This is a genomic window from Actinoplanes sp. NPDC023801, assembly GCF_040639655.1.
Classification (GTDB): Bacteria; Actinomycetota; Actinomycetes; order Mycobacteriales; family Micromonosporaceae; genus Actinoplanes.
Genome location: NZ_JBFAAI010000001.1, coordinates 720,499 through 733,510 on the forward strand (window position 1 = coordinate 720,499; position 13,012 = coordinate 733,510).

Genomic DNA, 13,012 nt, shown 5'->3' on the forward strand with positions numbered 1-13,012 from the left:
CCATCGCCTACTGTCAGCTGAGCGGAGTGGTACCGGTCTGGGTCACCCCGCCGGAGCAGGGGATACCCGGCTCGATCGAGGCGTTGAGGCTGAGAGCCCGGATGAAGTCGTCGATGCGGGGATCGTCGGCGGTGGCGACCTTGAGCTGGTAACCCCAGGCCTGGAGCGAGATGTTGTCGGTCAGGTTCTCGACCGGGCTCATCATGGTGAACGGCTTGCCCTTCACCTTCGACTCCAGCGCGCTGATCTGGTCAGCCGCGAGGCCGGGCTTGTAGGCGATCCAGACGGCCCCGTGCTCGAGGCTGTGCACGGCGTGCTCGTTGGCGACCGGCGCGTCGTAGACGTCACCCATGCAGTTCTGCCAGCGGGCGTTGTGCTCACCGCCGACCGGTGGCGTCAGCTTGTAGGTGAGCGGGCCGGTCTTGTGGTCCTTCGCGGTGAGCGACTTGTCCGGGTCGTTCCGGTAGTTGACGATGCCGGAGATCGCGGCTGCGCGTTCCTCCCACGGCGTCGCCTTCTCCTTGTCGGACTGCATCGAGGCCGCTACACCCCAGCCGATGATGCCGACCGCGATCAGCACGACGACGCCGGCGACCAGGATCGGGCCCCAGTTGCGGGCACCGGCCACCTTGACCGGGGTGACCGTCTTGCGGCCCTTGCCACCCTTTCCGGCTGGCCGGGAGCCGCCGGGACGGTTGGCGCCGGACTTGCCCGCGGGGGGCTTGCCCTGGCCGCTGGTCTTGTCGACCTTGACGGTGGACGGAACCCGGTCGGGACCCGGGGAACTAATGCTCATCGTGCCTCGTCGATTCGTCAAAAGAGGGAAGGGGCGGGGCTCGGGTGGCCGCCGAACGCCGAAGTCTACCCCCGATAGCATGGCTGAGTGACTCCCGCCAACCTTGCTGACACCGTTCTCTCAGCCGCTCGTGCCGTATTCGAGACGCGCGGACTCGACGTCACGCTGCTGCCCGCCACGACGACGGTGGAGCGGCCGCGTAACCCTGAGCACGGCGACTACGCCTCGAACCTGGCCCTGCAACTGGGCAAGAAGGCCGGCGTCGCCCCGCGCGAACTGGCCGCGGCGCTCGCCGAGGAGCTGGGCAGCCGGGACGGCGTCAAGTCGGTGGAGATCGCCGGCCCGGGCTTCCTCAACATCCGGCTGGACGCCGCCACGACCGGCGCGATCGCCCGGCTGGTGGTCGAGGCCGGTCCAGCCTACGGCCGCAACACCGCCCTGGCCGGGCAGAAGGTGAACCTCGAGTTCGTCTCGGCGAACCCGACCGGCCCGATCCACCTGGGCCACACCCGCTGGGCCGCCGTCGGTGACTCGCTGCGCCGGGTGCTGTCGGCCGCCGGCGCCGAGGTCACCAGTGAGTACTACATCAACGACGCGGGCGCCCAGGTCGACCGCTTCGCCCGCTCGCTGTTCGCGGCCGCCAACGGCGAGCCCACGCCGGAGGACGGGTACGTCGGGGACTACATCACCGAGATCGCCAAGGTGATCACCGACGCCGACCCCGGCCTGGTCGGACAGCCCGCCGAGACCGCGCTGCCGATCTTCCTGGCCCGCGGTTACGAGCTGATGCTCAAGGAGATCCGGGAGAGCCTGGAGCGCTTCGGCGTGCACTTCGACGTCTGGTTCTCCGAGCAGACGCTGCACGGCGGCGGCGCGGTCGAGCACGCCATCGAGGAGTTGCGCAAGCAGGGGCACATCTTCGAGGACGGCGGCGCGATCTGGCTGCGGACCACCGACTTCACCGACGACAAGGACCGGGTGCTGATCCGGTCGAACGGTGAGAAGACCTACTTCGCGGCCGACGCGGCGTACTACATCAACAAGCGGGAGCGCGGCTTCGACCGCTGCATCTACCTGCTCGGCGCCGACCACCACGGCTACATCGGCCGGCTCAAGGCGATCGCCGCGTGCGCCGGCGACGACCCGCAGCAGAACATCGAGATCCTGATCGGCCAGCTGGTCAACCTGGTCCGTGCGGGGCAGCCGGTCCGGCTGTCGAAGCGGGCCGGCAACATCATCACGCTTGACGAGCTGCTCGAGGCGGTCGGCGCGGACGCCGCCCGGTACTCGCTGGCCCGGTCCTCCACCGACTCCATGCTGACGCTGGACATCGAGGAGATCACCAAGAACTCGAGTGACAACCCGGTCTTCTACGTGCAGTACGCCCACGCGCGGATCTGCTCGTTGCTGAGGAACGCCGAGGAGAAGAAGATCAGCCGCGGCGACGACTACGACCCCGCGCTGCTCTCGCACGAGCGTGAGAAGGACCTGCTCAAGACGCTCAACCAGTTCCCCGAGGTGGTCGCCACCGCGGCTGAGCTGCGCGAGCCGCACCGGATCGCGGTCTACCTGGAGGAGCGGGTGGCCACCGACTACCACCGGTTCTACGACGCCTGCAAGGTGCTCCCGAAGGGCGACGAGCCGGTCACCGAATTCACCCAGCCGCGGCTCTGGCTGGTCGAGGCCACCCGAACGGTGCTCGCGAACGGGTTGGACCTTCTCGGCGTCTCCGCTCCGGAGAGGATGTAAGACATGCGCGCACACGAGGCCGGAGCCCTGCACGGCGACCTCGGCAGCCGGGGGCCGGCGTGGCTCCGTACGCCTGAGGACGTGAACGCCCTGGTTCCGCGGCTGTGGCCGCGGACCGTGAGCCGTACCGGCGCCGGGGGTCTGGAGATCGGCGGCGTGAGCGTCGCCGATCTGGCGGCGGACTACGGCACCCCCGCCTACCTGCTGGACGAGGAGGACCTCCGGGCCCGCTGCCGGGATTTCGCGGCCGCGTTCGCCGGGGCCGACGTCTACTACGCCGGCAAGTCGTTCATCTGCAAGGCCGTCGTCCGGGTCATCGACGAGGAGGGACTTTTCCTCGACGTCTGCTCCGGCGGTGAGCTGGCGGTGGCGCTGGCGGCCGGGTTCCCGGCCGAACGGATCGGCTTCCACGGCAACAACAAGTCGGAGAGCGAGTTGCGCCGTGCGCTGGAGGCGGGAGTCGGCCGGATCGTCGTCGACTCGTTCCACGAGATCGCCCGGCTGACCGCGCTCGCCACCGAGCTGAACAAGCGGCCCGGCGTACTGGTCCGCGTCACCGTGGGTGTCGAGGCTCACACCCACGAGTTCATCGCGACCGCACACGAGGATCAGAAGTTCGGGTTCTCGCTGGCGGGCGGGGCGGCGTTCACGGCGGCCGCGCAGATCCTCGACGAGGGTGTGCTCGACCTGCGCGGCCTGCACTCGCACATCGGCTCGCAGATCTTCGACACCAGCGGGTTCGAGGTGGCCGCCCGGCGGATTTTGGAGCTGCAGGCGCAGATCCGTGACGCGCGCGGGGTGGAGCTGCCGGAACTCGACCTGGGCGGCGGTTTCGGTATCGCGTACACCACGCAGGACGACCCCTCGACGCCCGGCGATCTGGCCAAGCGGATCAACAAGATCGTCGAGTCGGAGTGCGAGATGGCCTCGCTGCGCAAGCCGCACCTCTCGATCGAGCCGGGCCGGGCCATCGTGGGTCCTTCGGTCTTCACCCTGTACGAAGTGGGGACGGTCAAGGACGTCGACGGGATCCGCACGTACGTGAGCGTGGACGGCGGGATGAGCGACAACATCCGGACCGCTCTGTACGACGCCTCGTACTCGGCCACCATGGCGAACCGGCGCAGCGACGCGGAGCCGATGCTCGCCCGAGTGGTGGGAAAACATTGTGAGTCCGGGGACATCGTCGTGAAGGATGAATTCCTGCCCAGCGACGTGCAGCCCGGAGATCTTATCGCTGTGCCCGGTACCGGCGCGTATTGCCGCAGCATGGCCAGCAACTACAACCACGTTCCTCGGCCACCGGTGGTGGCGGTGCGTGACGGCGCCGCCCGCGTCATCGTGCGCCGGGAGACCGAGGACGACCTGCTTGCATTGGATGTTGGATGAGCTCAGCGAAATCGGTCCGGCTGGCCATGCTCGGCTGCGGAACCGTCGGCACTGAAGTGGTCCGTCTGCTGCACGAGCAGGCCGAGGACCTGACCGCCCGGATCGGCGCCCCCCTCGAGCTCGTCGGTATCGCGGTGCGTCGCATGGGCCGCGAGCGCGGCGGCGTGCCGATCGACCCGTCGCTGTTCACCACGGACGCGCTGGGCCTGGTCAAGCGGGACGACGTGGACGTGGTGATCGAGGTCGTCGGCGGCATCGAGCCGGCCCGCACCTGGCTGACCGAGGCGCTGCGGGCCGGCAAGAGCGTGGTCACCGCCAACAAGGCGCTGCTCGCCGAGGACGGCGGCACCCTGCACGATGCCGCGGCCGAGGGCGGCGCGGACCTCTACTACGAGGCCTCGGTGGCCGGCGCGATCCCGCTGCTGCGCCCGCTGCGCGAGTCACTGCACGGGGACCGGGTCACCGCGGTCACCGGCATCGTGAACGGCACCACCAACTTCATCCTCTCCTCGATGGCGGCGACCGGCGCGGGCTTCAACGAGGCTCTGGAGGAGGCCACCGAGCTGGGGTACGCGGAAGCCGACCCCACCGCCGACGTGGAGGGCTTCGACGCCGCCGCGAAGGCGGCCATCCTCGCTTCGCTGGCCTTCCACACCCGGGTCACCGCCGCCGACGTGTTCCGTGAGGGCATGACCGGGGTGACGGCCGGCGACATGGCCAGCGCCAAGGAGATGGGCTGCACCATCAAGCTGCTCTGCATCGCGCAGCGCACCAGCGATCCCATGGGGGGCAGCGCGGTGAGTGTCCGCGTGCACCCGGCGATGATCCCGCTCAGCCACCCGCTGGCAAGCGTGGGGGACGCCTTCAACGCGGTGTTCGTCGAGGCGGAGGCGGCCGGTCCGCTGATGTTCTACGGGCGGGGCGCCGGTGGCCGTCCGACCGCCAGCGCGGTGCTCGGCGACATCGTCGCGGCGGCCCGCAACAAGCTCACCGGCACCCGGGCGCCGAGCGAGAGCAACTACGCCCAGCTGCCGGTCCGCCCGATCGGTGAGTCGCTGACGAGGTACCACATCAGTCTCGACGTGGCCGAGAAGCCGGGCGTCCTGGCGACCGTGGCCGGGGTTTTCGCCCAGCACGAGGTCTCGATCGCGACGGTCCGCCAGTCGGGCCGCGAGGACGACGCGAAACTGGTCATCGTCACCCACAGCGCACCGGACGCGGCGCTGGCCGCGACCGTCGAGGCACTGTCGCGGCTGGACATCGTCCGGTCGATCGCGAGCGTGCTGCGCGTCGAGGGTGGAGCCGGCTGATGGTCGGCCACATCTGTCATCATCCTGAATAGTGGGCACCCGGTCTCATGGACCGGTTGCTTGAGGCACTCTGTGCCGGGAATCGAGTGAGGGAGTACGGCCATGTGGCGGGGCTTGATCGAGGCGTACCGGGACCGGCTGCCCGTCACCGACGCCACTCCGGTGGTCTCGTTGCACGAGGGGAACACTCCGCTGGTGCCGGCACCGGTGCTGTCGTCGCGGGTGGGTGCCGACGTCTACCTCAAGGTGGAGGGCGCCAACCCGACCGGCTCCTTCAAGGACCGGGGCATGACGATGGCCGTGTCCAAGGCGGTCGAGGACGGCGCGAAGGCGATCATCTGCGCCTCCACCGGCAACACCAGTGCCTCGGCCGCGGCCTACGCCGCCCGGGCCGGCATCACCTGCGCGGTCCTCGTGCCGCAGGGCAAGATCGCGCTCGGCAAGCTGGCCCAGGCCCTGGTGCACGGCGCCCGGCTGCTGCAGGTCGACGGCAACTTCGACGACTGCCTGGCACTCGCCTCGAAGCTGTCCCAGGACTACCCGGTCTCCCTGGTCAACTCGGTGAACATCTTCCGGCTGCACGGGCAGAAGACGGCCTCCTTCGAGATCGTCGAGGCGCTCGGCGACGCGCCGGACATCCACTGCCTGCCGGTCGGTAACGCCGGCAACATCTCCGCCTACTGGATGGGCTACCAGGAGGACCGGGAAGCGGGGAACAGCTCGAAGCTGCCGAAGATGTACGGCTTCCAGGCTTCCGGGGCGGCCCCGATCGTGAACGGCAAGGTCGTCGAGCACCCGTCGACGATCGCCACCGCGATCCGGATCGGGAACCCGGCCAGCTGGACCAAGGCGCTTGACGCGCGGGACGCGTCGGGCGGCCTGATCTCGTCGGTCACCGATCGGGACATCCTGAACGCGTACCGGCTGCTCGCCCGGGAGGTCGGTGTCTTCGTCGAACTGGGCAGCGCCGCAAGTGTGGCGGGCCTGCTGCAGCAGGCGGCGGCCGGCAAGATCCCGGCCGGCTCGCGGGTGGTGTGCACGGTGACCGGGCACGGCTTGAAGGACCCGGAGTGGGCAATCTCGACCGCTCCGTCCCCGACCGTCATCGCCAACGACGCACTGATCGCGGCGAAGGCCCTCGACCTGGCCTGACGCCTGCTTCGCAGGGCCGGCCGCGGCGTGGCCACCACCACGAAGGCGGCGCTAGCTTTCCCCGGTTCCGGTTTCGGCCGCAGCATGGTCTGAGAGACTGGCTGCGGCCTCTTCGGCTGCCTGGCATCCGGCCTCGCGGACCAGTAATTCCATGGCCTGGGCCACGATCGTCAGTTCCTCCGCTGAGAGCCGGCTGAGGAGTTGGCGCTGCTTCGCCACCCCTGCCGTGATGATGCCCTCGATGACTTCGGTGCCCGCCCTCGTGAGTCCGATCCGGCGAACGCGCCGATCGTTCACGTCCTCCGTGCGTGTGACCAGGTCCTGCACGACAAGGCGGTCGATCATGCCGCTGAGCGCGGCGGCACCGACACCGAGCATCCGGGCGAGTTCGCCACCGGCGAGCGTGCCGTGCCGGGACAGCAGCAGCATGATCTTCAGTTGCGACATCGTGAGATGCGACGAGAAGAGCGGGTCTGAGCGGTCGTCGGCGAACAGGTGCTCGAGCTGGATCGACGCACCCATGATGTCCGCGATGAGCTTTTCTTCCTGGCTCAGCGCCCACTCCTTCGGTGACGTGCCGGTGGCGGGTTCGCGTCCACCTCGTGACGGACGGTACCAGTGGGGTTCCCTCGCGACCCATCTTCAGCCGCGCCTCGCGGAGGAAAAGGGTGCGACGGCTCCACCGTCGCGATCGAATCCCGTCGGCACCCCGGCGGAAAACCATTTGTTCGCGTCATGCAAACTATCAATATCGACCGAACCAATCTCGGGGGAGCGCCCATGTCAGCTCTGACACGGCTCAGCCTTGCCAACCGAGGTCTCGTCGCCCTGATCGCTCTGGTGATCAGCGGCTTCGGGCTCTATGCGATCCCGTCCCTCAAGCAGCAGCTCTTCCCCTCGATCGAGCTGCCGGCCGCGTTCGTGAACGCGGTGCTGCCCGGAGCCTCGCCGGAAGCGGTCGAGGAGCAGGTGACCAAGCCGATCGAGGACGCCGTCAAGAGCATCGACGGTATCGACACCGTCACGTCGACCTCCCGCGAGAACGTGTCGAGCGTCGTGGTGATGTTCGAGTTCGGCACGGACATCGAGTCCGCCGTCAACCAGGTCACCACCTCGGTGAACCGGATCCAGGCGCAGCTGCCGGAGAACGTCGACCCGACCGTCTTCGCCGGTGGTACCGACGACATCCCGGCGATCGTGCTGGCCGCCTCCGGCGGTTCCGACGAGTCCGATCTGCTCAACAGGCTGAACGACACCGTCGTGCCGGAGCTCAACGCGATCGAGGGTGTCCGCGACGTCCAGGTCACCGGGGCTCGCTCCAACCAGGTCGTGATCACGCCCGACCTGGCGAAACTGGGAGCGGCCGGGGTCAGTCCGGCCTCGCTCACCACGGTGCTGCAGGCCAACGGCGTCTCCATCCCGGCCGGTGCGGTCGTTCAGGGCGACAGGTCGCTGACCGTTCAGGTGGGCACCCCGATCACCTCGGTCGATCAGCTCAAGGAGATCTATCTCACCGGATCGCGTGGACAGGTGCGGCTCGGTGACGTGGCCGCGGTGGAGAGCAAGCTGCCGGCGGCCGAGTCGTACACGCGGACCGACGGGGTCGACAGCCTCGGCATCGCGGTGACGGCGCGGCCCGACGGCAACCCGGTCTCCATCTCGCACGAGGTCCGGGACCTCCTGGCCGACCTGCAGAAGGACTCCGGCGCCACCCTCACCGTGATCACCGACCAGGCGCCCTACGTGGAGAAGTCCATCGAGAGCCTGACCACCGAGGGCCTGCTGGGCCTGCTGATGGCGGTCGTGGTCATTCTGGTCTTCCTGCTCAGTGTCCGCTCGACTCTGGTCACCGCGGTCTCCATCCCGCTCTCCGTGCTGGTCGCACTGATCGCGCTGTGGATCGGCGACTACACGCTCAACCTGCTGACCCTCGGCGCGCTGACGATCGCGGTCGGCCGGGTGGTCGACGACTCGATCGTGGTGCTGGAGAACATCAAGAGACATCTGGAGTACGGCGAGGAGAAGGTCCACGCCATTCTCGGCGCGGTTCGTGAGGTGGCCGGCGCGGTTGTCGCCTCGACGCTCACCACGGTCGCGGTGTTCGCCCCGATCGCCCTGGTCGGTGGCCTGGTCGGGCAGATCTTCTCGTCCTTCGCTATCACCGTGACGGTCGCGCTGCTGGCCTCGCTTCTCGTGTCGCTGACCATCGTGCCGGTGCTCGCCTACTGGTTCCTCAAGCCGCCGCCCGCGGGCGCCGACAACGCGGCGATCCGCAAGGCCGCCGAGGAGAAGGAGCTGCGCAGCCCGCTGCAGCGTGGTTATCTGCCGGTCATCCGGTTCGCCACCACCAAGCGCTGGACCACGGTGCTGATCGGCATCGTGGTGCTGATCGGCACGTTCCTGCTCTCCACCCGTCTGGAGACCAACTTCCTGGACGAGTCCGGGCAGGACAGCCTGACCATCAGCCAGGAGTTGCCGGCCGGCACCAGCCTGGCGGCCACCGACGCGGCGGCCAAGAAGGTCGAGGCCGTGCTCGACGCCCGCACCGAGATCAAGACCTACCAGGTCACCGTGGGCGGCAACTCCGCCAACCCGTTCGCCGGGGGTGGTGGATCCGGTACCGCCAACTACAACGTCGCTCTGCACGAGGACGCGGACGCCGAGGGGCTCTCCGACGACCTGCGCGACCAGTTCGCCCAGCTGACCGGGGCCGGTGAGATCAAGATCGGTCAGGAGAGCTCCGGCCTGGGCGGCAGCCAGCTCGCTGTGCAGGTTTCCGCCTCCGACAACGCGGTCCTCACCAGCACCACCGAACAGGTGCGTGCCGCGATGGCCGGGATCAAGGGCGTCACCGACGTGGACACCACCCTGGTGGCAAGCGTCCCGCGCCTGGACGTGGTGGTGGACCGCAAGGCCGCCGCGGCCACCGGCCTCAGCGAGGCGCAGATCGGTCAGACCGTGGCCGGCCTGTTCCGCAGCGCCCCGGCTGGTCAGATCACCATCGACGGCAACACCCAGGACGTGGTCATCTCGTTCGGCAAGGCGCCTGCCGACCCGGCCGCGCTCCGTGCCCTGCCGCTGACCACCCCGCGCGGGTTCGTCCCGCTGGACCAGGTCGCCGACGTCAAGGAGGTGGGCGGTCCGGCCGCGGTCACCCGGGTCGACGGGAACCGCACCGCCACCGTCAGCGGCGTGGTGGTGGGCTCCGACCTCCGGACGGTCAACGCCGACCTGGCCAAGGCGCTGGACGCCATCGACCCGCCGCCCGGCGCGGAGATCACCGTCGCGGGTGTCGGCGCCGACCAGGCGGAGGCGTTCCAGCAGCTCGGACTCGCCGTGCTGGCCGCCATCGCGATCGTCTTCATCATCATGGTCGCCACCTTCCGCAGCCTGCTGCAGCCGGTGATCCTGCTGGTGTCCATCCCGTTCGCGGCGACCGGCGCGATCGGCCTGCTGCTGATCACCGGCACCCCGCTCGGCGTGCCGGCCCTGATCGGTGTGCTGATGCTGGTCGGCATCGTGGTCACGAACGCGATCGTGCTGATGGACCTGATCAACCACTACCGGGCCGAGGGGTACGGCGTGAAGGAGGCCGTGATCGAGGGCGGCCGGCACCGGCTGCGCCCGATCCTGATGACCGCCATCGCGACGATCTTCGCGCTGATCCCGATGGCGCTGGGCCTCACCGGCGAGGGCGGCTTCATCTCCCAGCCGCTGGCGGTCGTGGTGATCGGTGGTCTGGTCAGCTCGACGCTGCTGACCCTGGTGCTGGTGCCGACGCTGTACACCATGGTGGAGAACCGTAAGGAGAGGAGCCGGGCCAAGCGGCAGGCCAAGCGGCTGCGCAAGGGCCAGGCGGCCGGGCAGCCGAAGCACGCCGCCGACGAGCCCGCCGACGACCTGGTGGCGGCCGGTGTGGCGCCGGACTCCAGCGGCGGGGCACACGAGGCGTCGGCCGACAAGGGCGGACGATCCGCGCTGCGCGGGGTGACCGACCAGTTCGAGGTGCTGAAGATGCCACGCAAGCCGGTCAACCCGGCAGAGTAACCGCATATCGACGCTGATGCCCGGCCCGGGTGGCCGGGCATCAGTGTTTGCAGGGACGTCACAAACGTTAAGGTCGGTACGTGCCAGCGTCGTTTTCGGTCCTTACCCGCAACCGTGACTTCCGCCGCCTGTTCGCTGCTGAGCTGGTGGTGTTCGGCGCCGACTGGTTCGTGATGATTCCGCTGCTCGTGCTGCTCCCCGAGCTCACCGGCAGCGGCACGCTCGGCGCGATGGTGCTGGCCGTGGACACCGGCATCCTGGCGCTGCTGCTGCCGTGGACCGGCACGGTCGCCGACCGGGTGGACCGCCGCAAGATCCTGATCTTCGCGAACGTCGCGGCTTTCGTCTCGGTGCTGCTGCTGTTCGCGGTCCGGTCCGAGGCGACCGCCCCGCTGGCGCTGGTCGCGGTCGGCGCCATCGCGGTGTCGAAGGCCTTCTACTCGCCGGCCGCGTCGGCCGCGCTGCCGAACCTGGTGGACCGTGCGGACCTGGCCGCGGCCAACACCGTCGCCGGGTCGGCGTGGGGGACCATGACGGTGGTGGGCGCCTCGCTCGGCGGTGTGGTGAGCAGCGTCTTCAGCCCGTACGTCTGCTTCGCCGTGACCGCCGTCTGCCTGCTGACCGGAAGTCTGCTCACCGCGCTGATCCGCCGGCCGATGCAGGCGCCGCGCAGCGGTGACGGCAGGCCGGCCCGGGCCCTGCCCGCCCTGCTGGAGTCACTGCGCTACATCGCCGGCCGTCCCCGGCTGCGCGCGCTGGTCACCGTGAAGTCGGCGGTCGGCCTCGGTAACGGGGTGCTGACCGTGTTCCCGCTGATCGCGGCCGTGCACGGGGCCGGCGCGATGGGGACCGGCCTGCTCTTCGCGCTGCGTGGCGCGGGCGCGCTGATCGGACCGATGGTGATGCGCCCGGTGCTGAACCGCCCGTCCTGGCTGCTGCCCGGCCTGGCCCTCTCCATGGGCCTGTACGGCCTCGGGTATCTCGGTGTCGCGGTGGCGCCGTGGTTCCCGCTGGTCCTGGCGCTGGTCTTCGTCGCGCACTTCGCCGGTGGCAGCAACTGGGTGCTGTCCAACTACGCGCTGCAGGGTGAGGTCCCGGACGAACTCCGCGGCCGGGTGTTCGCCACCGACATGATGCTGGCGACGCTCGCGATCGCGGTGAGCCAGCTGGTCGCGGGTGCCGCCATCGACCGTTTCGAGCAGGAGTGGATCATCGCGGCCTGCGGGACGATCACGCTCACCTACGCGATCGGCTGGCGGCTCGCCACCCGTCGGCTCAAGCCCTCCACCGAGCCGACATTCGGGATTGCCGGGACCGGGGAGCTCCCGCCGAAATGATCACGCCCTAGCATGTGGCGATGGGCTTGACCTTCGTCACCGAACCGGTCTTCGTCAGCACGCCGGCGACCAGCGCCAATCTGGGTCCCGGGTTCGACGCCCTCGGCCTGGCGCTGACACTCTACGACGACCTGTCGGCACGGGTCACCGGCGACGGTTTTGCCGTCACGGTGCGTGGTGAGGGCGCGGGTGACCTGCCGACCGGAGCCGACCATCTGGTGGTCCGCGCGATGCTTGCCACCTTCGACGAGGCCGGGGAGCGACCGCCGGGCCTTGCCGTCGAGTGCGTCAACCGGATTCCGCAGGCCCGTGGCATGGGCAGCTCGTCGGCGGCGATCGTGGGTGGCGTACAGCTGGCACGTGGTCTGATCAAAGACGGACTTGAGCTCATCGACGACGCCGCAGCGCTGAGGATCGCGGCCCGGCTCGAGGGGCATCCCGACAATGTCGCGCCGTGCCTGCTGGGCGGGTTCACCGTCGCATGGACCGATCCGGACGGTGCGCGGGCGGTCAGACTTTCCCCGGCCGCCGGCGTGCGCCCCACGGTTTTCATCCCCGCCGAACTGGGGTACACCGCGTCGGCGCGAGCGGCGCTGCCGTCCGAGGTTCCGCACCGGGACGCGGCGTTCAACGCCGGACGGGCGGCGTTGTTCACGCACGCCCTCACGAGTGACCCGTCCCTGTTGTTCCCGGCCACCGAGGATCGGTTGCACCAGGGTTACCGCGCTCCGGGGATGCCGGGAACGGCTTCTCTGGTGGCGGCGCTCCGCTCGGTGGGGGTGGCCGCCGTGGTCAGCGGAGCCGGTCCGACCGTGCTGGCGTTGACCGAGGTCCCAGCCGATTTCACGCCGGGCGCGCACTGGCACAGCGAAGTGCTGGGCGTGGATGACGCCGGTGCTCTTGTGAAAGGGGGTATGGTGGAACACGCCGAGCGGGGTCCTGTTGCCGCAGGTCGCACGAGTTGACTACGCTCAAGACCTAGCACAGCCGCGAAGCAAGCGATCTCTGCGGTTCGGCGCACCCCCGAGATTCTGGGTCTTCTGGCCTTTCTCAACTCTCACCAAGGCAAACGCCGGGCAGCAGTCCATAGATCGCTGCACTCGCCGAGACCTACCCGTCGAGCCTCGCCGGGCAGGGATACCGTCGAGCTGCCGTGCTGCATGAACTCCCGCACCGCTGTTGCGAAGCGGGTTCCGAGGGCACCCGGCCCAAAGGCTGCAGTTCCGGGTGAA

At 69.3% G+C, this 13,012-nt stretch carries 9 protein-coding genes; 7 read left to right on the top strand and 2 right to left on the bottom strand.

Going from position 1 to position 13,012, the window contains the following annotated elements; translation table 11 throughout:
- Nucleotides 1–13: 13 nt before the first annotated feature.
- Entirely contained in the window at nt 14–796 is a 783-nt protein-coding gene (locus AB0G04_RS03540; protein ID WP_360975628.1) for a DUF3105 domain-containing protein, read from the bottom strand.
- A gap of 87 nt (nt 797–883) precedes the next feature.
- On the opposite strand from AB0G04_RS03540, the gene argS reads away from it, so the two are divergent.
- The 4 genes from argS to thrC all read left to right on the top strand — a co-directional run bounded on the left by argS (nt 884) and on the right by thrC (nt 6,396).
- Nucleotides 884–2,545 (top strand): arginine--tRNA ligase, encoded by a 1,662-nt coding sequence (argS, locus tag AB0G04_RS03545; protein ID WP_360975631.1) that lies wholly within the window; start codon nt 884–886, stop codon nt 2,543–2,545.
- Between the two features lie 3 nt (nt 2,546–2,548).
- Nucleotides 2,549–3,934: a diaminopimelate decarboxylase gene (gene lysA, locus AB0G04_RS03550; protein WP_360975634.1), complete on the top strand. Its 1,386-nt coding sequence runs from the start codon at nt 2,549–2,551 to the stop codon at nt 3,932–3,934.
- Nucleotides 3,931–5,244: a homoserine dehydrogenase gene (locus tag AB0G04_RS03555; protein WP_360975637.1), complete on the top strand. Its 1,314-nt coding sequence runs from the start codon at nt 3,931–3,933 to the stop codon at nt 5,242–5,244. The genes lysA and AB0G04_RS03555 overlap by 4 nt, the downstream gene beginning before the upstream one ends.
- 102 nt (nt 5,245–5,346) lie before the next feature.
- On the top strand, nt 5,347–6,396 hold the full coding sequence (thrC, locus tag AB0G04_RS03560) for a threonine synthase (protein WP_360975640.1): 1,050 nt from the start codon (nt 5,347–5,349) through the stop codon (nt 6,394–6,396).
- A gap of 51 nt (nt 6,397–6,447) precedes the next feature.
- Here the strand turns inward: thrC and AB0G04_RS03565 are convergent, their stop codons facing one another.
- The gene (locus tag AB0G04_RS03565) at nt 6,448–6,918 is read right to left on the bottom strand and encodes a MarR family transcriptional regulator (RefSeq protein WP_360975643.1); all 471 of its coding nucleotides are present in this window, start codon (nt 6,916–6,918) and stop codon (nt 6,448–6,450) included.
- A 258-nt stretch (nt 6,919–7,176) separates the two neighbouring features.
- On the opposite strand from AB0G04_RS03565, the gene AB0G04_RS03570 reads away from it, so the two are divergent.
- The 3 genes from AB0G04_RS03570 to thrB all read left to right on the top strand — a co-directional run bounded on the left by AB0G04_RS03570 (nt 7,177) and on the right by thrB (nt 12,745).
- The gene (locus tag AB0G04_RS03570) at nt 7,177–10,443 is read left to right on the top strand and encodes an efflux RND transporter permease subunit (protein ID WP_360975646.1); all 3,267 of its coding nucleotides are present in this window, start codon (nt 7,177–7,179) and stop codon (nt 10,441–10,443) included.
- An 80-nt stretch (nt 10,444–10,523) separates the two neighbouring features.
- On the top strand, nt 10,524–11,780 hold the full coding sequence (locus tag AB0G04_RS03575) for an MFS transporter (protein ID WP_360975649.1): 1,257 nt from the start codon (nt 10,524–10,526) through the stop codon (nt 11,778–11,780).
- Nucleotides 11,781–11,800: 20 nt separating this feature from the next.
- The gene (gene thrB, locus AB0G04_RS03580; RefSeq protein WP_360975652.1) at nt 11,801–12,745 is read left to right on the top strand and encodes a homoserine kinase; all 945 of its coding nucleotides are present in this window, start codon (nt 11,801–11,803) and stop codon (nt 12,743–12,745) included.
- The last annotated feature ends 267 nt before the right edge of the window (nt 12,746–13,012 follow it).